This window comes from Bradyrhizobium sp. CB2312 (assembly GCF_029714425.1).
GTDB lineage: Bacteria > Pseudomonadota > Alphaproteobacteria > Rhizobiales > Xanthobacteraceae > Bradyrhizobium.
This window is the reverse complement of record NZ_CP121668.1, coordinates 3,869,929-3,890,787: the sequence shown is the minus strand read 5'-3', so window position 1 is coordinate 3,890,787 and position 20,859 is coordinate 3,869,929. Positions and strand designations below refer to the sequence as shown.

At 64.7% G+C, this 20,859-nt stretch carries 21 protein-coding genes, 1 pseudogene and 1 riboswitch; of the genes and pseudogenes, 12 read left to right on the top strand and 10 right to left on the bottom strand.

The genetic code is table 11. The annotated features are described in order from the left end of the window. Positions 1-2: 2 nt before the first annotated feature. Positions 3-1,229 carry a cyclic nucleotide-gated ion channel gene (locus tag QA642_RS18760; RefSeq protein WP_283085951.1) on the bottom strand — a complete coding sequence of 409 codons (1,227 nt, stop codon included), beginning with the start codon at positions 1,227-1,229 and terminating at the stop codon, positions 3-5. Positions 1,230-1,234: 5 nt separating this feature from the next. Continuing rightward, a complete protein-coding gene (gene alaS, locus QA642_RS18755; protein WP_283085950.1) occupies positions 1,235-3,913 on the bottom strand; it encodes an alanine--tRNA ligase in 2,679 nt (892 codons plus the stop codon). Positions 3,914-4,136: 223 nt separating this feature from the next. Continuing rightward, positions 4,137-4,227: riboswitch (glycine riboswitch) on the top strand. Between the two features lie 146 nt (positions 4,228-4,373). On the opposite strand from alaS, the gene gcvT reads away from it, so the two are divergent. From gcvT to gcvP, 3 genes are all read left to right on the top strand, one after another. Further along, entirely contained in the window at positions 4,374-5,519 is a 1,146-nt protein-coding gene (gene gcvT, locus QA642_RS18750) for a glycine cleavage system aminomethyltransferase GcvT (RefSeq protein WP_283085949.1), read from the top strand. Positions 5,520-5,529: 10 nt separating this feature from the next. Continuing rightward, positions 5,530-5,898, top strand: coding sequence for a glycine cleavage system protein GcvH (gcvH, locus tag QA642_RS18745; protein ID WP_283085948.1), 369 nt, complete (start codon positions 5,530-5,532; stop codon positions 5,896-5,898). Between the two features lie 183 nt (positions 5,899-6,081). Then, on the top strand, positions 6,082-8,946 hold the full coding sequence (gene gcvP, locus QA642_RS18740; RefSeq protein WP_283086924.1) for an aminomethyl-transferring glycine dehydrogenase: 2,865 nt from the start codon (positions 6,082-6,084) through the stop codon (positions 8,944-8,946). A 111-nt stretch (positions 8,947-9,057) separates the two neighbouring features. Here gcvP and QA642_RS18735 read toward each other — a convergent pair whose 3' ends face one another. Both QA642_RS18735 and recA read right to left on the bottom strand, forming a co-directional pair. Next, entirely contained in the window at positions 9,058-9,483 is a 426-nt protein-coding gene (locus tag QA642_RS18735; RefSeq protein ID WP_283085947.1) for a hypothetical protein, read from the bottom strand. Positions 9,484-9,532: 49 nt separating this feature from the next. Further along, complete coding sequence (recA, locus tag QA642_RS18730; protein WP_018642760.1) at positions 9,533-10,621, bottom strand: recombinase RecA; 1,089 nt, start codon at positions 10,619-10,621, stop codon at positions 9,533-9,535. 1,134 nt (positions 10,622-11,755) lie between these two features. On the opposite strand from recA, the gene QA642_RS18725 reads away from it, so the two are divergent. Both QA642_RS18725 and QA642_RS18720 read left to right on the top strand, forming a co-directional pair. Next, positions 11,756-11,944: a hypothetical protein gene (locus QA642_RS18725; RefSeq protein ID WP_283085946.1), complete on the top strand. Its 189-nt coding sequence runs from the start codon at positions 11,756-11,758 to the stop codon at positions 11,942-11,944. A 253-nt stretch (positions 11,945-12,197) separates the two neighbouring features. Beyond that, positions 12,198-12,365 carry a hypothetical protein gene (locus tag QA642_RS18720; protein WP_283085945.1) on the top strand — a complete coding sequence of 56 codons (168 nt, stop codon included), beginning with the start codon at positions 12,198-12,200 and terminating at the stop codon, positions 12,363-12,365. Positions 12,366-13,145: 780 nt separating this feature from the next. Here the strand turns inward: QA642_RS18720 and QA642_RS18715 are convergent. Continuing rightward, on the bottom strand, positions 13,146-13,403 hold the full coding sequence (locus QA642_RS18715) for a DUF2798 domain-containing protein (RefSeq protein WP_283085944.1): 258 nt from the start codon (positions 13,401-13,403) through the stop codon (positions 13,146-13,148). A gap of 317 nt (positions 13,404-13,720) precedes the next feature. On the opposite strand from QA642_RS18715, the gene QA642_RS18710 reads away from it, so the two are divergent. Then, on the top strand, positions 13,721-13,909 hold the full coding sequence (locus QA642_RS18710) for a hypothetical protein (RefSeq protein WP_027560274.1): 189 nt from the start codon (positions 13,721-13,723) through the stop codon (positions 13,907-13,909). A 199-nt stretch (positions 13,910-14,108) separates the two neighbouring features. Next, a complete protein-coding gene (locus QA642_RS18705; protein ID WP_283085943.1) occupies positions 14,109-14,342 on the top strand; it encodes a hypothetical protein in 234 nt (77 codons plus the stop codon). A 10-nt stretch (positions 14,343-14,352) separates the two neighbouring features. Here QA642_RS18705 and QA642_RS18700 read toward each other — a convergent pair whose 3' ends face one another. Continuing rightward, positions 14,353-14,607: a hypothetical protein gene (locus QA642_RS18700; protein WP_283085942.1), complete on the bottom strand. Its 255-nt coding sequence runs from the start codon at positions 14,605-14,607 to the stop codon at positions 14,353-14,355. Positions 14,608-14,714: 107 nt separating this feature from the next. Beyond that, positions 14,715-15,014: a hypothetical protein gene (locus tag QA642_RS18695; RefSeq protein ID WP_283085941.1), complete on the bottom strand. Its 300-nt coding sequence runs from the start codon at positions 15,012-15,014 to the stop codon at positions 14,715-14,717. A 366-nt stretch (positions 15,015-15,380) separates the two neighbouring features. Here QA642_RS18695 and QA642_RS18690 point away from each other — a divergent pair, with 366 nt between their 5' ends. Next, positions 15,381-15,845, top strand: coding sequence for a PaaI family thioesterase (locus tag QA642_RS18690; RefSeq protein ID WP_283085940.1), 465 nt, complete (start codon positions 15,381-15,383; stop codon positions 15,843-15,845). 115 nt (positions 15,846-15,960) lie between these two features. Here QA642_RS18690 and QA642_RS18685 read toward each other — a convergent pair whose 3' ends face one another. Continuing rightward, positions 15,961-16,254: an HdeA family protein gene (locus QA642_RS18685; protein ID WP_283085939.1), complete on the bottom strand. Its 294-nt coding sequence runs from the start codon at positions 16,252-16,254 to the stop codon at positions 15,961-15,963. A gap of 182 nt (positions 16,255-16,436) precedes the next feature. Between QA642_RS18685 and QA642_RS18680 the strand changes: the two genes are divergently transcribed. Beyond that, on the top strand, positions 16,437-16,679 hold the full coding sequence (locus QA642_RS18680) for a PilZ domain-containing protein (RefSeq protein ID WP_283086923.1): 243 nt from the start codon (positions 16,437-16,439) through the stop codon (positions 16,677-16,679). A 44-nt stretch (positions 16,680-16,723) separates the two neighbouring features. Here QA642_RS18680 and QA642_RS18675 read toward each other — a convergent pair. Then, positions 16,724-18,717: pseudogene (locus QA642_RS18675) on the bottom strand (pyrroloquinoline quinone-dependent dehydrogenase). A gap of 61 nt (positions 18,718-18,778) precedes the next feature. After that, positions 18,779-19,009: a hypothetical protein gene (locus tag QA642_RS18670; protein WP_283085938.1), complete on the bottom strand. Its 231-nt coding sequence runs from the start codon at positions 19,007-19,009 to the stop codon at positions 18,779-18,781. Positions 19,010-19,178: 169 nt separating this feature from the next. Here QA642_RS18670 and QA642_RS18665 point away from each other — a divergent pair, with 169 nt between their 5' ends. From QA642_RS18665 to QA642_RS18655, 3 genes are all read left to right on the top strand, one after another. Then, on the top strand, positions 19,179-19,583 hold the full coding sequence (locus tag QA642_RS18665) for a hypothetical protein (RefSeq protein WP_283085937.1): 405 nt from the start codon (positions 19,179-19,181) through the stop codon (positions 19,581-19,583). A gap of 132 nt (positions 19,584-19,715) precedes the next feature. Next, complete coding sequence (locus QA642_RS18660) at positions 19,716-20,273, top strand: Ada metal-binding domain-containing protein (RefSeq protein WP_283085936.1); 558 nt, start codon at positions 19,716-19,718, stop codon at positions 20,271-20,273. A 39-nt stretch (positions 20,274-20,312) separates the two neighbouring features. Next, a complete protein-coding gene (locus QA642_RS18655) occupies positions 20,313-20,783 on the top strand; it encodes a PaaI family thioesterase (RefSeq protein WP_283085935.1) in 471 nt (156 codons plus the stop codon). Positions 20,784-20,859: the final 76 nt, after the last annotated feature.

The window sequence follows — 20,859 nt, the reverse complement described above, 5'->3', positions numbered from 1 at the left end:
GCTTAACGGTCGGTATCCTCGGGCTCCGCCTGCGCCAGCTCCGCCGCGGCAAGATCGCCGGTCTCCTCCAGCCGCGCCTTCGCGGTTTCGTGGACATGGGCGGCGAGCGTCGGCATGCGCGCGATCAGGGCGTGAAAATCCTGGGCGTCGAGCAGCAGCAGCCGCGTCTTGCGCGTCGCCGTCACCGTGCCGCTGCGTTTGGTTTTGTGCAGCAGCGCAATCTCGCCGAAGAAGGTGCCGTCGCCGAGCCGCACCTGCTGGCTCGGCAGCGCGATCTCGACCTCGCCGGCGGTGATGAAATACATCGACGAGGCGACGTCGCCTCGCCGCACCAGCACCTCGCCCTGCTCGATGGTGCGGGCCCGCAACAGGCGCATGATGTCGGCGATCTCCGCGGCGGACAGATGCGAGAACAGCGGCACCCGCGCCAGCATGCCCCAGGTGACGACGAAATCGCGCCGCCTCACCTCTTCCGCGAACGCCGAGGAGATGATCGCGACCGGCAGCGCGATCATGGCAAAGCCCGAGATGATCGCGAACACCGAGATGAATTTGCCGAGCGGCGTCACCGGCACGACGTCGCCATAGCCGACGGTGCCGAGCGTCACGATCGCCCACCACATCGCATCCGGAATGGTGCCGAGCTTGCCCGGCTGCACGTCGCGCTCGACGGCGTAGAGCAGCGAGGCGAAGGTCAGGACCACACCGAACAGGATGACGACGCAGCCGATCAGCGCCCGACGCTCGGCATGCACGGCCGCGAGCAGCGAGCGCATCGCCGGCGAATAGCGGATCAGCTTGAAGAACGGCAGCACGCCGAGCCCGGCCAGCGTCGCGTGCCGGCCGGTGGCAAGCACGACCGCTGCGGGGAGAAACGCCATGAGGTCGATGATGCCGAGCGCGGAGAAGGCATAAGAGAGCCGGTCGGACAGCGCCGAGCCCTCGCGCTGGGTGTGCCCTGCCACGGTCCACAGCCGCGCCAGATATTCGAGCGCGAACACGATCACGGCGAAGACGGCGATCGCGCTGAACAGCGTGTCGAACCGCGCGTCCAGCTCCGGCACCGAGGCCAAAATCATCGCGGCGAGGTTGAGCACGATGACGCCGATGATGAGCTGGATGAAGCGCGATCCGACCGAATAGGCCAAGGGATCGTGCTCCAGCAATTCGTAGAGGCGATCCCTCAGATCGGGATCGGAAGGCCCACGTCCTCGCGGAACGAGGCGCATGGGCTTTACGCAGCCCCCATCGCTTTTTCGATCGCAGCTAGCGCCTCGGTCGCCTTGGCGCCGTCGGGGCCTCCGGCCTGGGCCATGTCGGGCCGGCCGCCGCCACCCTTGCCGCCGAGGGCTTCGGAGGCAACGCGCACCAAGTTGACCGCGTTGAAGCGCGCGGTGAGGTCGGCGGTGACGCCGACCACGACACCGGCCTTGCCGTCCTCGGTGACGCCGACGATCGCAACCACGCCGGAGCCGATCTGCTTCTTGCCGTCGTCGGCAAGGCTCTTGAGATCCTTCATCTCGATGCCTTCGACCGCGCGCGCCATCAGCTTGACGCCGCCGGCCTCGCGCACGCTTGCCGCTGCGCCATCGCCGCTCGATGCGCCACCGCCCATCGCGAGCTTCTTGCGGGCGTCGGAGAGCTCGCGCTCGAGCTTCTTGCGCTCCTCCATCAGCGCGGCGATGCGCGCCGGGACGTCGTCGAGCGAGGTGCGCAGCTCGTTCGCCGCGGTCTTCGCCAGCGCCATGGTGTCGTTGGCGTGCTTGCGCGCATAATTGCCGGTCAGCGCCTCGATGCGGCGCACGCCGGAGGCGACCGCGCTCTCACTGGTCAGCGTGATCAGGCCGATGTCGCCGGTGCGCCTGACATGCGTGCCGCCGCAGAGCTCGACCGACCAGCCGAGCGCATTGGCGCCGCGCTCGCGCGCGGTCCTGCCCATGGAGACGACGCGAACCTCGTCGCCATACTTCTCGCCGAACAGCGCGCGTGCTCCGGCCTCACGGGCCTCGTCAACGCCCATGACGCGGGTGGTGACCTCGTCGTTCTCCAGCACCACGTCGTTGGCGATGTCCTCGACGCGGGCAAGCTCTTCCGCCGTGATCGGCTTCGGATGCACGAAGTCGAAGCGCAGCCGGTCCGGCGCGACCATCGAGCCGCGCTGGGCGATATGATCGCCGAGCACCTGGCGCAGCGCCTCATGGATGAGATGCGTCGCCGAGTGATGCGCGCGGATCGAGGAGCGGCGCGAATGATCCACCTCGAGCTGGAGCGCGGTGCCGACCTTCACCTCGCCGCTCTCGACGGTGCCGACATGCACGAAGAAATCGCCGAGCTTCTTCTGCGTGTCGGTGACGCGGAATTTTAGGCCGCCCTCGCCCGTCAGCACGCCGGTATCGCCGACCTGGCCGCCGGACTCCGCATAGAACGGCGTCTGGTTCAGCACGATCGAACCCGTCTCGCCGGCCTTGAGGCTGGCGACTTCCTGGCCGTCCTTGACCAGCGCGGACACCACGCCTTCGGCGCTCTCGGTTTCATAGCCCAGGAATTCGGTGGCTCCGAGCTTTTCGCGCAGCGGGAACCAGATCGCTTCGGAAGCAGCCTCACCCGAACCCTTCCAGGACTCGCGCGCCTTGGCCTTCTGGCGCTCCATCGCGTCGGTGAACGCGGCCTGATCGACGCCGATGCCACGCGACTTCAGCGCGTCCTGGGTCAGGTCGAGCGGGAAGCCATAGGTGTCGTACAGCGTGAAGGCGACGTCGCCGTCGAACATGTCGCCCTTTTTCAGGCCCGCGCTCTTCTCGTCCAGGATGGCGAGGCCACGCGAAAGAGTCTTGCGGAAGCGGGTCTCTTCGAGACGCAGCGTCTCCTCGATCAGATTCTCCGCGCGCATCAGGTCGGGATAGGCCTGGCCCATCTCGCGCACCAGCGCCCAGACCAGCCGATGCATCAGCGGCTCCTTGGCGCCCAGCAGCTGCGCATGGCGCATCGCGCGGCGCATGATCCGGCGCAGCACATAGCCGCGGCCCTCGTTCGAGGGCAGCACGCCGTCCGCGACCAGGAAGGCGGACGAACGCAAATGGTCGGCGATGACGCGGAACGAGGCGACGGTCCGCTCGTTCGGCCCGGTGCCGAGCGCCGACGATGTCGCATCGATCAAATGACGGAACAGGTCGGTCTCGAACACGCTGTCGACGCCCTGCATGATGCAGGCCATGCGCTCGAGGCCCATGCCGGTGTCGATCGAGGGACGCGGCAGATCAACGCGCTCCTCCTTCGTCACCTGCTCGTATTGCATGAACACGAGGTTCCAGAATTCGAGGAAGCGGTCGCCGTCCTCCTCAGGAGAACCGGGAGGGCCACCCCAGATATGGTCGCCGCGATCGATGAAGATCTCCGAGCACGGCCCGCACGGGCCGGTGTCGCCCATCGCCCAGAAATTGTCGGAGGTCGGGATGCGGATGATGCGGTCGTCGGAGAAGCCGGCGATCTTCTTCCAGAGCCCGTGCGCCTCGTCGTCGGTGTGGTAGACGGTGACGAGCAGCTTGTCCTTCTTCAGCCCGAATTCCCCAGTGATGAGCTTCCAGGCGAGCTCGATCGCGCGTTCCTTGAAATAGTCGCCGAACGAGAAGTTGCCGAGCATCTCGAAGAAGGTGAGATGGCGCGCGGTGTAGCCGACATTGTCGAGGTCGTTGTGCTTGCCGCCGGCGCGCACGCATTTCTGCGACGTGGTGGCGCGCTGATAGGGCCGCTTCTCCACCCCGGTGAAGACGTTCTTGAACTGCACCATGCCGGCATTGGTGAACATCAACGTCGGATCGTTGCGCGGCACCAATGGCGAGGACGACACGATCTCGTGGCCGTTCTCGGCAAAGAAGTTCAGAAAGGTCGACCTGATCTCGTTGACGCCGCTCATGTTCATCCAATCGGGTGTGCTTGGACCCGCCGATCCGCCATCCAAACCTATCGATTTGGGCTGATATCTGCGGGCCAAAGCGCTTTTAGACAAGGCAAGCTTCGCTGTCCAGAAACTGTGCAGAGAGATCAGTGGGTTGCCGCAGGCGCGTAATCCCGTTGAAAGCCGCCAGGTGCGCGTTGACAGGCTTGGCCGGCCTGTGGTCTCTACCCATCTGTATCGTACGGCCACGTCGGGAGAGACCGGCATCTGGTAGCCGGCGCCGAAGGAGCAACCGCCCCGGAAACTCTCAGGCAAAAGGACCGCGTGGCTTTGACGACATCTGGAAAGAGGCGCTGGCGGGCGTAAGGCCCGGATGGCGTCCGCCGACGGGATAATACTCTCAGGCACAGCGACAGATGGGGCTTCGACTGGTTTGTCTCGGGGAATCGTCCCCGGGGAACCGCCGAGGGCCCCTGTGATGCTTGCGTCAGACAAGAACTCCCTGAAACGTACCCCCCTTTACGACCTTCACGTGTCGCTTGGCGGCAAGATGGTGCCGTTCGCGGGCTATGACATGCCCGTGCAGTACCCCGCGGGCGTTCTGAAGGAGCACCTCCAGACCCGATCCGCCGCAGGCCTGTTCGATGTCTCCCATATGGGCCAGATCGCGCTTCGGCCGAAATCCGGGAGGGTCGAGGACGCCGCCCGCGCGCTGGAACGGCTGGTGCCGCAGGATATCGTGGCGATCGCGCCGGGCCGGCAGCGCTACGCCCAGTTCACCAATGAAGACGGCGGGATTCTCGACGATCTCATGGTCGCCAATTTCGGCGACCACCTGTTCCTGGTCGTCAACGCCGCCTGCAAGGACGCGGACGAGGCGCATCTGCGCGCGCATCTCTCGGGCGACTGCATCATCGATTCGCTTGAAGACCGCGCGCTGATCGCGCTGCAGGGCCCGAAGGCGGAGGCCGCGCTGGCGAAATTATGTGCAGCGGCGCCCGCCATGAAGTTCATGGATGCCGGCCCGCATGAGGTCGCCGGCCTCGCCTGCTTCGTCTCGCGCTCGGGCTATACCGGTGAGGACGGGTTCGAGATTTCGGTGCCCGCGGCCGACGCCGAACGTCTCGCCAAAACACTTCTGGAAAACCCCGACGTGATGCCGATCGGCCTTGGCGCGCGCGACAGCCTGCGGCTGGAAGCCGGGCTCTGCCTCTACGGCCACGACATCGACACCGCGACCACGCCGGTCGAAGCCGCGCTGGAATGGTCGGTGCAGAAGAGCCGCCGCAGCGGCGGTGCGCGCGCCGGCGGCTTTCCCGGTGCTGAAAAGATTCTTGCACATTTCGATCACGGCGCATCCCGCCGCCGCGTCGGCTTGCGCGCCGAGGGCCGCGCGCCGGTGCGCGAGGGCGCGCTGCTGTTTGCGGACGATGCGGGCGGCGAGCCCATTGGAAAAGTCACCTCCGGCGGCTTCGGCCCGAGCCTGAATGGGCCGGTGGCGATGGGCTATGTGCCCGCCGCCCTGAGCGCGCTCGACACAAAGCTCTTCGCCGAGGTGCGCGGCCAGCGATTGCCGCTGCAAGTCGCCGCCATGCCCTTCGTGAAAAACACCTACAAACGCTGAGGACAAGACAATGACCACGACGCTGTACACCTCCGACCACGAATGGCTCGCAATCGACGGCGATGTCGCCACCGTCGGCATCACCGATTACGCGCAGCAGCAGCTCGGCGACGTCGTGTTCGTCGAATTGCCCAAGGTCGGCCGCGCGTTGAAGAAGACCGAAGCCGCCGCCGTCGTGGAATCCGTGAAGGCCGCCTCCGACGTCTACGCGCCAATCTCCGGCGAAGTGCTCGCGACCAACGACGCGCTCGCCGCCGAGCCGGCGCTGGTGAACTCGGACGCGCAAGGTAAGGCGTGGTTCTTCAAGATCAAGATTGCCGACAAGGGCGAGCTCGGCGGCCTCATGGATGAAGCCGCCTACAAGGCACATACGGCGTGAGGATATGACCCGAGCCGCCTCCCCACACTCACTGTCATCGCCCGCGAAGGCGGGCGACCCAGTACGCCGCGGCCCATCGGCTCAATCACGAACGCCTGCGTTTATTGGATGCCCCGCCCCCGTGCGCAATTGCGCACTAGGCGGGGCATGACGGCGACAACGACATCTAAGCGAGGACCCATGATGACCGCGCACCGCAAATCCAACGGCGACACCGCCACCTTCGTTCGCCGCCACATCGGCCCCTCGGCGCGCGACGTCACCGCCATGCTTGAAGCCGTCAGCGCCAAAAGCATCGATGCGCTGATGGCGGAGACGTTGCCGGCCTCGATCCGGCAGGCCGCCCCGCTCGATCTCGGCAAGCCGCTCAGCGAGACCGAGGCGATCGCGCACATGACCGAGCTTGGCCGACAGAACCAGGTCTTCACCTCGCTGATCGGCCAGGGCTATTCCGGCACGATCCTGCCGGCGGTGATTCAGCGCAACATCCTGGAGAATCCGGCCTGGTACACCGCCTACACGCCCTATCAGCCCGAGATCAGCCAGGGCCGGCTGGAGGCGCTGCTCAACTTCCAGACCATGATCTGCGACCTCACCGGGCTCGACGTCGCCAACGCCTCGCTGCTCGATGAGGCGACCGCCGCGGCCGAAGCCATGGCGCTCGCGGAGCGGCACTCGCAGGTCAAGGCCAAAGCCTTCTTCGTCGACAAGGACGTGCATCCGCAGACGCTCGCTGTGATGCGCACCCGCGCCGAGCCGCTCGGCTGGAATCTGATCGTCGGCGATCCCCTCGCCGATCTCGACAAGGCGGACGTGCTCGGCGCGCTGCTGCAATATCCGGGCTCTTCGGGCGCCGTGCGCGACCTCCGGCCCGCAATCGCAGCGCTGAAGGCCAAGGGCGCGCTCGCGATCGTTGCCGCTGATCTGCTCGCGCTCACCCTGCTCGCCTCGCCGGGCGAGCTCGGGGCCGACATCGCAATCGGCTCGGCGCAGCGCTTTGGCGTGCCGATGGGTTATGGCGGACCGCACGCGGCCTATATGGCGGTGCGCGATGCGCTGAAGCGCTCGCTGCCCGGCCGCATCGTCGGCCTCTCCGTGGATTCGCGCGGGGCACCGGCCTATCGCCTGGCGCTGCAGACCCGCGAGCAGCACATCCGCCGCGAGAAGGCGACCTCCAACATCTGCACCGCACAGGTGCTGCTCGCCGTGATCGCCTCGATGTACGCGGTCTATCACGGCCCCGAGGGCCTGACGCAGATCGCACGCAACGTGCATCGCCGCACCGCCGTGCTCGCGGCGGGCCTGCGCAAGCTCGGCTTTACGCTGCAGTCGGAGAATTTCTTCGACACGCTCAGCGTCGATGCCGGCGCCAAGCGCGCCGAGATCATCGCGCGCGCAGCAGCTGAGAAGATCAATCTCGGCGTCAGCGAGACTAACTTGCGCATCGCGCTCGACGAGACCACGACGCCCGCGACGGTGGAAGCCGTCTGGCGCGCCTTCGGCGGCACGCTCGGCTATGCCGAGATCGACGCCACCACGCGCGAGGCGCTGCCGGAGGCGCTGAAGCGCACGACCGACTTCCTCACCCATCCCGTCTTCCACGCGCATCGCTCGGAGACCGAGATGCTGCGCTACATGCGCAAGCTCTCGGACCGCGACCTCGCGCTCGACCGCGCCATGATCCCGCTCGGCTCCTGCACGATGAAGCTGAACGCGACCACCGAGATGATGCCGCTGACCTGGCCGGAATTCGGCTCGCTGCACCCGTTCGTGCCGCGCGAGCAGGCGGCCGGCTATCATGCGCTGTTCGCAAGGCTGGAAAAATGGCTGTGCGACATCACCGGCTATGACGCGATCTCGCTCCAGCCGAACTCCGGCGCGCAGGGCGAATATGCCGGCCTGCTTGCGATCCGCGGCTATCACGCCGCACGCGGAGAGAGCCATCGCAAGATCTGCCTGATCCCTTCCTCCGCCCACGGCACCAACCCGGCCTCGGCGGCGATGGTCGGCATGGACGTGGTGGTGGTCGCCTGCGAGAAGAACGGCGACGTCGACGTCAACGATCTCCGCGCCAAGGCGGAGAAGCATTCGAACGACCTCGCCGCTGTGATGATCACCTATCCCTCGACCCACGGCGTGTTCGAGGAGCACATTCGCGAGATCTGCGACATCGTGCACGGCCATGGTGGCCAGGTGTATCTCGACGGTGCCAACCTCAACGCGCAGGTCGGCCTTAGCAGGCCCGGCGATTACGGCGCCGACGTCAGCCATCTCAATCTGCACAAGACCTTCTGCATCCCGCATGGCGGCGGCGGCCCCGGCATGGGTCCGATCGGCGTCAAGGCGCATCTTGCGCCGTTCCTGCCGGGTCATCCGGCGACGCAGGCTGAAGCTCCGGTCGGCCCGGTCTCGGCCGCGCCGTTCGGCTCGGCCTCGATCCTGACCATCTCCTACATCTACATCCTGATGATGGGGGGCGAAGGCCTGAAGCGCGCGACCGAGATCGCGATCCTCAACGCCAATTACATCTCGGCGCGCCTCGATCCGCACTTCCCGGTGCTCTACAAGAACGCCAAGGGCCGCGTCGCGCATGAGTGCATCGTCGATCCCCGGCCGCTGAAGACGACGAGCGGCGTCACCGTCGACGACATCGCAAAACGCCTGATCGACTATGGCTTCCATGCCCCGACCATGAGTTTTCCGGTGCCGGGCACGCTGATGATCGAGCCGACCGAATCGGAATCCAAGGCGGAGCTGGATCGCTTCTGCGATGCCATGATCGCGATCCGGAGAGAGATCGCCGAGGTCGAAGCCGGCCGCTTCAAGATCGAAGCCTCGCCGCTGCGCCACGCTCCGCACACCGTGCACGACATCGCGGATGACGACTGGAAGCGCGCCTACACCCGCAGCGAAGGCTGCTTCCCCGACGGGGTCTCGCGTACTGACAAGTATTGGTGCCCGGTCGGCCGCGTCGACAACGTCTATGGCGACCGCAATCTGGTGTGCTCGTGCCCGCCGGTGAGCGATTACGCGGAAGCTGCGGAGTAAGACGCGACGGAGGTCTCGCAGGGTGGGCAAAACGCAAGCGTGCCCACCACCTTTGCAGACGGTGAAAGATGGTGGGCACGGCGCTTGCGCGCCTTTGCCCACCCTACGATCCTAGCCGTCGGGCCAAAGCATCAGGCTTTCCGACCGGGCCACAAGGCTCTGGCAGTGGGTGCCCGCGACCGTGAGTGCCCAGGCTTGGGATTCATCAATCTTTCCCTGGAGTTCCGCGAGCTCACTCGCTTGCCAGTGCCCCCTTTCGCGTCCCAGCGGCAAGGCCTCGGTCTCCGAAGCAATTCCAACGAAGGGCAAGACATCGGAATCGTCTTCAAGACGGGCCTTGAAGCTGTGCCTTGCGATTGCCCTGGCACCTTCTACCGGAGACACGCTTCCGGAAAGTATGCTTTTCGCCGTCTCAATAATGATCCGGCGAGCGGCAATGACCTCGGATTGATTCCAACTCACAGCGATCCCGGGCTCAACAACTGATCCGATATCTCTTGTACCACCAAACGAAACGGGCACCGAAGACGTCGGCAACTCAACGTCCTCAGTGCCCGCTCCTCGCGAAAACTTTTCGCGGTAAGGCTTATTCCTCCGCCGGCTCCTCGCCGTCGGCGTCGCTCTCAGGCGTGCCGGCCAAAATCTGCTCGGAGATCAGGCCGGAGTTCTGGCGGATCGAGGTCTCGATCTTGGCGGTGATGTCGGGGTTGGCCTTCAAGAACGCTTTCGAGTTCTCGCGGCCCTGGCCGAGGCGCTGGCTGTCATAGGAGAACCAGGCGCCCGACTTCTCGACGATGCCGGCCTTGACGCCGAGATCGAGGATCTCGCCCATCTTGGAAACGCCCTCGCCGTACATGATGTCGAACTCGACCTGCTTGAAGGGCGGCGCCAGCTTGTTCTTCACCACCTTGACGCGCGTGGTGTTGCCGACCACTTCGTCGCGCTCCTTGATCGCGCCGATGCGGCGGATGTCGAGGCGGACGGAGGCGTAGAACTTCAGCGCGTTGCCGCCGGTCGTGGTTTCGGGCGAGCCGTACATCACACCGATCTTCATGCGGATCTGGTTGATGAAGATCACCATGGTGTTGGACTTGTTGATGGAGGCGGTCAGCTTGCGCAGCGCCTGGCTCATCAGACGTGCCTGCAGGCCCGGCAGCGCATCGCCCATCTCGCCTTCGAGCTCGGCCTTCGGCACCAGGGCCGCGACCGAATCGACCACCAGCACGTCCACCGCACCCGAGCGCACCAGCGTGTCGCAGATTTCCAGCGCCTGCTCGCCAGTGTCGGGCTGCGAGATCAGGAGTTCGTCGATGTTGACGCCCAGCTTGCGGGCATAGACCGGGTCGAGCGCGTGCTCGGCGTCGATGAAGGCGCAGATGCCGCCCTTCTTTTGCGCTTCCGCCACCGTGTGCAGCGCCAGCGTGGTCTTGCCCGAGGATTCCGGCCCGTAGATCTCGACGATGCGCCCCTTGGGCAGACCGCCGATGCCGAGCGCGATATCGAGCCCGAGCGAGCCGGAGGACACCGCCTCGATGTCCATGGACCGGTCGTTCTTGCCCAGCTTCATCACCGATCCCTTGCCGAATTGGCGCTCGATCTGGGAGAGCGCGGCGGCCAGGGCTTTACTCTTGTCCATGGAAGATCCTTCGACGATACGCAGGGCAGTGGCGGACATTGGGTCGTGCTCCTTATGGCGAGGATTCGCGTGTGGGACAAACGATTGGCGAGGCGCTCGGCGATAAAAGCAATGTACACTGTCTGTTCTCTGTTCGCAATATGTTCTTTTCAGAGATCGGGTACTGTCCGTATTTAAGCCCCAGTGTCCTAAGTTGAATTTTGCGGTGTCCTAATTTGTTCGCGGCGGGCCTAGTTCTGTTCATGGCCCCTGTTCTTCTGTTCTTGCCTCGAACAGACTAGGCCGAATGGATGCGCAGTTTGCGCCAGAGGCCGCCTCAGTCGGCTTTTCGCCCCTAAATTCAATTTTAAACCGATGCAACCCGTGGCAGTTTACATGCATCACCGGCCGAGGCTCTGCCCGTAGGCGTCGGTGGCTGAGAGACCGAGAGCGCTCCCGCCTGCTACCAGGGAGTGCCGCTATGTCGGACTATTCTCACAAAATCGCCGTTCAGACCGCACTAATCGCCACAGAAATCGAGCGCACGCAGCAGATTTGCAGATACTCGCTGGAGCTGCTCCGGCTACCCATCCCCAGCACCTTTCTCGGGAACAGATTGCATCCGCTGCCAGAAAGAGAGGACGAGGAGTAAGGCCGCCTCAGTTGGCGGCCTCTTTCATTCCTCGTCAGCGAACTTCGGCCGGTATCGTTCAACCGTTGGCTTAAGCCGCTTCTTGCGCCTCACATTAGGACAGCACCAGAGATCGAGGGCTGTCCGTATTTGACCCTCGGTGTCCTAAGTTGATTTTTGCGGTGTGCGAACGTCCTAAATCCACCTCAGCGATGTCCCGCCACGTGACACAAAACCTTGGCATAGGTTGTGCACACTATTCATCACCGGGAAATTGCTCATTCCCACCCGGGGCTGGAAAGCCGCCGCCCGCGCTCAATTTAAGCGGGCGGCGTTTTTATTTCGCCCAAGCTTCCGCTGTCCCAATTCGATTTGTCGGCGTCCTGATTGGGACAGCACCATAAATCATGGTCCTCGAGCCTCCCGAAGTTGAATTTTGAGGTGCCCTGCTCCGCAGGTTGAAGCGCCGGGCGTGACGCGCTGGGAGCTTGCATTTAAATGCTACAATTTGTAGCGCTTTAATTCGTAGCGCTACGAGACGTAGACAATCTCAGGAGGAGACAATGAAGTCGATGATCAAGATCGCGCTCGCGCTGGCCGTGTTCGCCGGCTCGGCGGCCTACGCCCACACGTCGTGCGGTCCGATGTCGTCGGGCGCTCCGAAGGTCGGTGTCAAAATCACGAAGCGGTGGCAGTTGCACGACGGCTGCCACAGCCGCTACGCGCAGATGCTGGGCAAGCCCTGCCACTAAAGCGCGATGAGATTTGGATGAATCGTCATCGCGCTTTAGGACATTCGAGCGGATCTCATCGCGCGGCCATCCCGTTGGCAACCTTTCTTTGGGCCTGACGGCAGATTCAATCTTGCCGTGCCGCTCTTGAAGCTGATGCGCAGCAAAGACACAGCCGCCGATCGCCGTCATAAATCCGCAATCCTGCGGCACCGAACCTTTGCGCGGTTACCGGCTTTGTCGGGACGGGGCCGCTACAGCGGGGAGCTCTGTCATGACCGAAGACACGCACCACGATGCGACGAGGCGCAATCATTTCCTCGCGGCGGCGCTCGAGGAGATGGCGAAGTTCGAGCGCAAGGAAAACGAGTTCCGCAAGAAGGACCGCGAGGAGCGCGCCGCCGAGCTCCGCCTTCCCCTGCACGAGATCAAGGTCCACTAGGCCGCGCCAGGACCTGTTTGGTCAGGCCCTGTTTGGCAACCGGCTTCGGAGCTGACGGGCCCTCCCGGCGCGGCTGACCGCGCCCGTGCCAGCCGGGCGACCGACCGTCTTGCTTGCGGCGGCGAAACCGCACTAAGGGTATCTAGACACCTACATTAGGTCATTGATTGCGCAGCGAAATTTCCCAGCGCCCTACTGTGCATGGGGTTGTTTTCAGCTTTTGAAAGCCGCCACCGAGCGGGCCCGATGACTCGGACCCGCTTTCCGCGCGCCTGACGCCGCCTATAGCAGCATCAGCAGCGCGATGCCGATCACCAGCACCACGAAGCCAGCCGCCGTCGCGGCGGCAAATGACCGCTCTACGTTATCCATGATGCCACCCCGTTCTCGGCGCGCCACGTTTCCCCCATGGCATCGCCGAAGCAGTGGAATCTCGCCCGCGGGTGTGGCTCCAGTTGTGCGATCGGATGGCCAAATTGGGACCTGTGCGGGGCCAGTCTGCGGCTTCGTGGCGCGCAAGCTTTCGCGACGGCCGTCAGGCGCCTGTAAGCCGACTCTCCTAATTTCGTCGCGCCCGGTGGACCAACACCGGGCCTCCATACAGTCGATGACCCCGCTCGACCCCGAGCGGGGTTTTCTGTTTGCGGGGGCACCGGAGCGACCGGAATGTCAGGCTGCCGTAAGCTGAGGCCGCTAGGGTCGTCGGGCTATGGTGTTGCAGCCCAGCACCTCAGCCTCCAATAACCTTCGACCCGCTTGGCTCTCCCCAAGCGGGTTTTTTCATGCCTGCCTGCCGGTGCGCGCGGCGGTCTCCTCCCGCGTCAGGCGCAGCGAGAAGGCGCGGATCGCGGGCGCGGCCAGCAGCACAATCGGCAGCATCGCGGCCCATGCGACCAGCCACGACAGCGTCCAGTGCTGCAGGAAGAGCATTGTGCTTGCCGCGGGAAAGCTGGCGATCCCGGCCGCGATCAACGAGGTCAGGCCGGACTGAATTACGCCGAAGACGAAATGACTGTAGCGGCGGGGAATGCCGAGCATGAGGTGCCCACATCGTTGCATGTTGCTTGCCGTCATGAGGCGAAGCAAGGCACATGCCGTCGCTCGCATGGCGCCTCGATGCGCGCCGGCGTCGATCCGTGTCGCGCGCGGAACTCTGTTCATGGTCGGAGAACCACGGAGTACCGGCGCTCGCGCAGGGCATCTTTCGGAATTCGATTTCGCTTGTTTCGGAGCGCGCGCGTTCTCGGGATAGCGTGAACTTCCCGGGGCTTATCGTCAGATTTCGCTTGTCGCGGGAATATTAACACGCCCAACATGTTTGGGCATGTGATGAGGGTGAATCGTGGGAGGTGGCCATGAATCACAGGGGCGTCGAGTTCACCGTCGCCAAGACGGCAATCCCCGGGGTCTGGCAGTGGCAGTTCCGGATCGGCGAGCAGGTCAAGACCGGCAAGACCGAGACCAAGATCGATCTGCTGGCGATCCGGCGGGTGCAGCTGCGCATTGATCGGGAGCTGAAGGCGATTGGGCGCAAGACGGCTTAAGCAAGACGGCTTGAGCAAGACCGCTTGAACAAGACGGCTTGAGCGAAGGCAGCGCGATCCCGTCGCGCCCCAAGCAAGCCATCGGGTCCGACGGGGCCTATTCCGTAGCCGCCCGGAATTGATCTGCGGATGGTTTGGGACTGCACTGCGCGCCCATGGCCTTGGGGGGCGGGGCCGTCACGCGCGATCGGTGCCAGCCATGCCGCTCTACTTCTTTCGAATCCGGAACGGCCGCTATTCCGGCTGTGCGGACCAGGCGACGGAATTTACCGATCGCGATTCGGCCTGGAGGGAGATGACCAGCGTCTGCGCCGACATGGCGGCCGGCATCGCCCGCAAGCTCCAGCAAAACTCCGAATGGGACATGGAGTTGCTCGACGAGGCCAAGGAGCCCGTGTTCCGGATCCGCATCGTCGCGGAAACCCTCGAGTAGCGCCCCGCCCCTAATCCGCGCTCGGCAGCCGCCGCATGGTGAATTCGATGTCGCCGCCGGGCAGCTCCCGCCAGGTCTCGACGGCGCTCATATAGCCGGCCTTGGGGTAGCGGGCGAAGAAGGCCTCCGCCCTCGCCCGCGCCGCCGGGCGCGGCAGGGTGAAGGTCTCGCGCAGATAGCCGTCGCCGGTGGTCGCGCCCGGCTTGCCGCCGGTCTTGCGACGGCGCGCCATCCGTTCGGCGAGATCCCGCGGCCGGTCGGCCATGTCCGCCCTCCTCTACGCAATACTGACGGGCTCAATGTAGGGAGCGGGCCGCCTGAAAAGGAGTCCTGTTGCGGAGGCGTCGTTGCGGCCTCCGACGGGCGCTGCGGTCAGTTGGCTGCGGTGCCGCTCTTGCTCTTCTTCGGCGCGCCGGTTGCCGCAGAGGCCTTCGGCGCCGCCGGCTGCTTCGGCGGATCGGAGCGCATGCCGCCCCAGGGATCACTGGACGACTTGGCGTCCGGAATCTTCTTCAGCGTTTCCTTGTAGGCCTTCTCACGCTCGGCATCCGCGGCTTTCTCCTCGGGGGTCTTGCTCGGGCCGTCCTGCAGCAGGTTGAGATTGGGCATTTGCGCGTAGGCCGGTCCCGCCGCCACGGCCAGCAGCACCGCCGCCATACGGAAAAACTTCATCACTCACTCCTCGATCATCCAATCAGAGGCGGATCAACCGCGCCTCGTCATCCCTGTCAACAGCCCGCTCGGGGCCGAATGGCGCGCTAGAGCCGGTCCGACCGGCACGAGTTCGGCGTATGCAGCCAATCGTCCCAGATCGGGCCGCATCTGGTGCAGCCGTCCAACACGAGGCCAAGCGCCAACAGCGAAAACACGAGGACACACCGACGCAACACCATCCACCCGCTCCCAAGCGAGCTATCATATCGGCCGAAGTCGGGCATTTTCAAGCCGACGGGGCCGGCGCCGGACCGGGTGACTTTGCCGCGCCGATCCGCGCAGAATGGTTCGAAACATCCGGCAACAATGGAGGACACGACAGCAATGCAAACGCAGCCAGAAGCCGGATTCGGCATCGCTGATGCGAGACGCATCCTCGGCGAGGTCTTTGCACCCTGGATCCAGGATCTCAACCTCGCCGTCGAGCGCATCGAGCACATCCAGCCGGCAGACGTGCCGGACTGGCAGCCCGGCGCGCTGCTGCGCATGCCGTTCTCGGAGCGGCTGTGCCGCAACGGCGGCGTGGTCTGCGGCCAGGCGCTGATGGCGCTCGCCGACACCGCGATGGTGATCGCGAACCTCGCCGCCAATCGCGGCTATCGTCCGATGACGACGGTCGACCAGACCACGCATTTCATGCGCGCGGTCTCCTCCTCGGATGTGCTGGCCGATGCGCGCGTGGTGCGGCTCGGGCGCACCATGAGCTTTGGCCGCGTCACGCTGCTCTCGGCCACCGACAACAAGCAGGTCGCAATGGTGTCGAGCGCGTTCGCGATGTTGCCTGGCTGAGCATCAGCCGAAAAAAAGAGAGCCGCGTGAGCGCAAGGCGCGTCGCGGCTCTCCATCACGTTCGCATCCGCCGAAGCGCGATTGCATCCGCGCTTCGATCGGCACACTTCAAGAATTACTTGCCGAGGATCTCGTCGGCCGCGGTGACGACGCTGACGGTCGGATTCTTTCCGCAATAGGCGCCGAATTTCTTGGCGTTCTCAATGAAGACTTCGGTGTCGATGATCGCGTTGTCCTCGTCGCCCTTGTACCAGCCGTCCATCCAGGTCAGCACGACCGCGATGTTGTCTTCGCCGCTGTCGAGGAATTGCTTGCAGGTCATGGTCGAGAGGTCCCACTTGACGGCGTGGGCGGGCATCGATGTCAGCGCGAATGCTGCGGCGAACAGGATCGAAAGCGTAGTCTTCATCGGAATCTCCATCGGCGTAACGCCATAAAGGAAAGGCTTGTGGGACAAGTCGGCGGGAAGTGACTCACCGCTTCAACGTCGTAAACGAAGTCTGAAGCGTTGCACAAGTAGCGCCAGTATTGAGTTTAGATCAACGCAATTTCTATGCGCTATTTCACAATCGTCGTTATGGATTAATGCGGATGATCGAGAAACGTGCAGCGCAGCGTCACCGTGTCTTCAAGGGTGGGACCATCACCTTTGAAAGCAGCGGCATCGCGTGCACGGTGCGAAACATGTCTGAAGGCGGCGCGGCGATCGACCTCGATTCACCCGTCACACTGCCGCAATCATTCACGCTCTCGATCGCGCGCGACAATTTCGTGCGGAATTGCCGCCCCGTATGGCGCAGCGACCGGCGCGTCGGCCTCGCTTTCGTTCAATAATTCGCGCGATGTGAACGAACGTTCGCATCGCATGCACAACGCCGTTACGAGTGCCTGATACGATAGCGGCGACGCCAGCGCAGGCCCGCAATCACGAGCGCGATGATTGCGAGCGCGAGCGCCGAGGATGCCGCAACGAATCGTCCGCCCGGACGATCGATCGTGCGCGACCATAGCGATGGCGCCTCGCCGGGCCGCGCCAGCCGAAACGCAACGACGCTGTCGCCGATCGAGGTGCCCGCCTCGGAATGGCCGCCGGCGCCGATCGCAACATATTGCTCGCCCTTCCAGAGATTAGGTCATGGGATTGGCGACGCCGGGCACCGGCAGCCGGCCCTGCCAGAGCTCCCTGCCGCTGAGCGCGTCGAAAGCCCGCAGATACGCATCCATCGCGCCGGTGAAGACGAGACTGCCAGCGGTGACGGCGGGTCCGTTGAGGAGCGGCGCGCCCCAAGGCAGCGGCATGCCCAACGGCGCAAGATCCTCGGTGGTGCCGACCGTCGAGCGCCAGAGGATTTTTCCACCCCTCAGATCGACCGCGACCATCTCGCCCCATGGCGGCTTGTTACAGAGCAGACCGAGCGGCGAGGTCACCATCGCGCGCGACATCGCAAATGGCGCGCCGCGCTGCCGGCCGAAGTCATGTCCAGGCGGCGGATTGAATCCGGCCGCCTCCGCGCGCGGGATCAGCTTGATGAGATGGACGGCGCGGCTGGTGTTGACATAGAGGATCTGACCAGCCGGGTCGAACGCCGCGCTGCCCCAGTTCACCCCGCCGCCGGTGAACGGAAATTCCAGCGTGCCCTGCACCGAAGGCGGTGTGAACAGCCCCTCGTTGCGCGCCTCTGCGAACTGCCGTTCGCAAGACGAGTGGGGCAATCCAGGCATGAGCGAGAGCACATCATCGGTCGAGATCGTTTGCGACGTCAGCGCCGGCACATGCGTCGGGAACGGCTGCGTCGGCGACAATCCTTCGCCTTCGGCGCCGCCCTGCGGCACCGCGCGCTCCTCGACCGGCCAGACCGGCTTGCCGGTGTCGCGGTCGAGCACGAACACAAAGCCGTGCTTGGTCGGCTGGATCACGACGTCGCGCTGGCCCTCACCGGTGTCGAGGCGCGCGAGCGTCGGCTGCGCCGCCAGGTCGTAATCCCAGACGTCGTGATGCACGGTCTGGAATGCCCATACGAGCTCACCGGTCTCGATGCGCAGCGCAACGACCGAATTGGCGTGCTCGTTGTTGCCCGGCCGCTTGCCGCCCCAAAAATCCGGCGACGGCGAGGTCGTCGGCAGGAAAACCAGCCCGCGCGTCTCGTCGACCGACATCGGCGCCCAGACATTGGCGTGGCCGGCTTCGATGCCGTCGCGCTGGAGCGGCTCGAAAGTCCAGCGCGCTTCGCCGCTCCGCGCATCGAACGCGCGCACCTTCCCGCTCGGCGCATCGACGCGGCTGTTGTCCGCGATCGAGGAGCCGACAACGACGACACCGCGGCCAACCGCCGGTGGCGAAGTGATCTGGAATTCGCCCGGCCAATCCAGCCGCATGCCGATATCGAGCTTGATCTCTCCGCCCTTGCCGAAACCGGCGCAGGGAATGCCGGTCTTCGCATCGAGCGCGATCAGGCGGACATCGTTGGTGCCCATGAAGATGCGCGATCGGCAGGCGGCATCCGGCGGCGCCTGATCGTCGATCCACGAGGTGACACCGCGGCAGACATAGCGATTGGCAGGACGCTGATTGGTCGCGATCTTCGGATCATAGCGCCATTTCTGCGCACCCGTGCCGGGATCGAGGGCGATCACCTCGTTGAAGGGCGAGCAGAAGATCAGGCTGTCCTCGACGAAACAGCGGCGTCGCCTCGAATTTGGTTCGCCGCATCACCTCGGGCGCGCGCGCAGCGAGATCGCCGGTGTGATATTCGAAGGCGCGGATGAGTTCGCCGACATTGTCGGGCGTGATCTGTCGCAATGGCGAGAAGCGCGAGCCGCCGGCATCGCCGCCCCAGCTCTCCCAAGCCCAGCACGGCGGCGCGGTAAACATGAGCGTAATGAGCGCGACGGCGATATCCAGGCGGGTGAGCAAACGCATCGCCCGCCTCGCTTTATTTCGGCTTCTTGGCGGGCTCAGTGGGGCGAGCCCCGCCCCACGGGTCATACTTCTCCTTGGGCTCCGGAATGCGCTCGAGCGCGGCCTTGTAGGCCTTCTCGTCGACCTTGGGCTTGTTGTCCGCCTTCTGGCCGCCGTCATTGGGCTGACCTCTGACGCGGCCCTGCGCCTCGGCCGAGACAGCCGTCAGTGCCAGCACGGCGGCCGCAATGACCAAAATCCTCATTGGAGCAATCCCCCACCTCTGGGGGTACAAACTAGCCTGCAATCCCGTAATAGCCAATGCCGCGGGGGCCGGGTCTTCAGCAAAACTGGCCTTCAGCAAATCTTGATCGGCCGGGACTTCGCCGGAACGCATTCGTCCCTATCTCTTGGCCCGCGGGGGACCTCCAGGGATGTTGCGGATCATTGCTCATGCGGCGCTGCTCGCCGGCGCGCTCGCGCTCGGTGCCTGTGGCTTCGCCGACAGCCGGGCGCCCGTGCCCGAGTTCATGCGCATGAAGGAAGCCGAGCTGCCCGCGCCCGAGCCGCCCCCCGACATCAAGCGCCTGGTACGCGAGCAGATCGACGTGGTCTTCCTCAACACCTCCTATCCGCGCGAGGTGCATGTCGCCCCGCCACATCATCAGGTGCGAGGATCCGGCTGGACCGCCTGCGTCCGTGCGGAGCTCACCTCGGCGACCGGCACGGCGCTCGGCGTGCAGACTTACATCGTGACGATATCAAACGGAAAGGTCGTCGATCGCCGGCGCGCGGAGGCCGACGACATCTGCGGGACCGAGACATACGAGCCGATCTGACCGACTATCGACGATCGCGTCGGCCATAGGCTTCGCCATCCATACAATCCAGACCCGGCGGTTTCGGTCGCTTTCAGACCTGGTCATCGCGCCGGACTCGCGTTGCGAAAGTGTGGCCGCTATAGCGACTCCATGCTCGACTTCGACACGCACTACGAAGCGCTCCGCCGCCGCGATGCAACAGCGGACGGCGTGATCTTTGTCGCCGTCAGGACCACCGGCGTGTATTGCCGTCCGGTCTGCCCGGCCCGGACCCCGCTCGCCCGCAACGTGACCTTCTATCGCAGTGCAGCCGCGGCCGAGCATGCCGGCTTTCGCCCCTGTCTTCGGTGCCGCCCCGAGACAGCTCCATTCTGCCCCGCATGGAAAGGCACCCGGACGACCGTCGAACGCGCGCTGTCTCTCATCGCAGACGGCGAGCTCGATCGAGGCGGCGTGGAACGTCTTGCCGAACGATTGGGAGTCGGTACGCGTCACCTGGCGCGTCTGTTCGTCCGGCACCTCGACGCATCCCCGCTGCAAGTGGCGCAGTCGCTGCGCGTGCAGCGCGCCAAGCGCCTGCTCGATGCCGGCGATCTTCCGATCTCGGTGGTGGCAGAGCGATCCGGTTTTTCCAGCACGCGGCGGATGAGCACGGCGTTTACGCGGCTTTATGGTCGTCCACCATCGGCATTCCGAAAGAAACCGTAGCGCCACCGATCGAGACTCATTGAGCGCAAGGAGAACAGCATGGCGACCAGGACTTACGGGACGGTCAGCGCCGAACGGCAGAAGCAGATGAGCGGGCTTGAATTCGTCCGGGGCCTTGCCGATGGGACACTGCCTCTCAACACGATCGCAGGGACGCTCGGCTATGAGGTGGTCGAGGCGGAGAGCGGCCGCGTCGTCATCGCGCTGACGCCGACCGATGCACATCTCAACCCGGCTGGAACCGTGCATGGCGGACTGACTGCCACTTTGCTCGACAGCAGCATGGGACTGGCCATCCAATCGATGCTCGACAAGGGAATCAGCCAGACGACGCTCGAGTTCAAGATTTCTCTGGTGCGGCCCATCACGCCGGAAACCGGTCAGATCAGAGTCGAAGGCAAGGTCCTGAACTGTGGCCGTCGCGTTGGGACGGCCGACGGACGTGTGACGGATGCCAAAGGCCGACTGCTCGCCCATGGCAGCACAACCTGCCTCATCTTCCCGAGTTGACATCGCAGGGAACTTCGACGGCACCGCAAATCCAGTTCCGGGAAAATCCTGCAGCGCGGCCGGAACGATCCCCGCC

Excerpts from the sequence above, each read along its gene's own strand:
- QA642_RS18705 (WP_283085943.1), top strand. The coding sequence starts at position 14,109 with ATGCCGCTCTACTTCTTTCGAATCCGGAACGGCCGCTATTCCGGCTGT.
- QA642_RS18655 (WP_283085935.1), top strand. The coding sequence starts at position 20,313 with ATGGCGACCAGGACTTACGGGACGGTCAGCGCCGAACGGCAGAAGCAG.
- gcvT (WP_283085949.1), top strand. The coding sequence starts at position 4,374 with ATGCTTGCGTCAGACAAGAACTCCCTGAAACGTACCCCCCTTTACGAC.
- QA642_RS18680 (WP_283086923.1), top strand. The coding sequence starts at position 16,437 with ATGATCGAGAAACGTGCAGCGCAGCGTCACCGTGTCTTCAAGGGTGGG.
- QA642_RS18665 (WP_283085937.1), top strand. The coding sequence starts at position 19,179 with ATGTTGCGGATCATTGCTCATGCGGCGCTGCTCGCCGGCGCGCTCGCG.
- QA642_RS18690 (WP_283085940.1), top strand. The coding sequence starts at position 15,381 with ATGCAAACGCAGCCAGAAGCCGGATTCGGCATCGCTGATGCGAGACGC.
- alaS (WP_283085950.1), bottom strand. The coding sequence starts at position 3,913 with ATGAGCGGCGTCAACGAGATCAGGTCGACCTTTCTGAACTTCTTTGCC.
- QA642_RS18760 (WP_283085951.1), bottom strand. The coding sequence starts at position 1,229 with ATGCGCCTCGTTCCGCGAGGACGTGGGCCTTCCGATCCCGATCTGAGG.
- recA (WP_018642760.1), bottom strand. The coding sequence starts at position 10,621 with ATGTCCGCCACTGCCCTGCGTATCGTCGAAGGATCTTCCATGGACAAG.
- QA642_RS18720 (WP_283085945.1), top strand. The coding sequence starts at position 12,198 with ATGACCGAAGACACGCACCACGATGCGACGAGGCGCAATCATTTCCTC.
- gcvH (WP_283085948.1), top strand. The coding sequence starts at position 5,530 with ATGACCACGACGCTGTACACCTCCGACCACGAATGGCTCGCAATCGAC.
- QA642_RS18660 (WP_283085936.1), top strand. The coding sequence starts at position 19,716 with ATGCTCGACTTCGACACGCACTACGAAGCGCTCCGCCGCCGCGATGCA.
- QA642_RS18725 (WP_283085946.1), top strand. The coding sequence starts at position 11,756 with ATGAAGTCGATGATCAAGATCGCGCTCGCGCTGGCCGTGTTCGCCGGC.
- gcvP (WP_283086924.1), top strand. The coding sequence starts at position 6,082 with ATGACCGCGCACCGCAAATCCAACGGCGACACCGCCACCTTCGTTCGC.
- QA642_RS18685 (WP_283085939.1), bottom strand. The coding sequence starts at position 16,254 with ATGAAGACTACGCTTTCGATCCTGTTCGCCGCAGCATTCGCGCTGACA.
- QA642_RS18695 (WP_283085941.1), bottom strand. The coding sequence starts at position 15,014 with ATGAAGTTTTTCCGTATGGCGGCGGTGCTGCTGGCCGTGGCGGCGGGA.
- QA642_RS18670 (WP_283085938.1), bottom strand. The coding sequence starts at position 19,009 with ATGAGGATTTTGGTCATTGCGGCCGCCGTGCTGGCACTGACGGCTGTC.
- QA642_RS18715 (WP_283085944.1), bottom strand. The coding sequence starts at position 13,403 with ATGCTCGGCATTCCCCGCCGCTACAGTCATTTCGTCTTCGGCGTAATT.
- QA642_RS18710 (WP_027560274.1), top strand. The coding sequence starts at position 13,721 with ATGAATCACAGGGGCGTCGAGTTCACCGTCGCCAAGACGGCAATCCCC.
- QA642_RS18700 (WP_283085942.1), bottom strand. The coding sequence starts at position 14,607 with ATGGCCGACCGGCCGCGGGATCTCGCCGAACGGATGGCGCGCCGTCGC.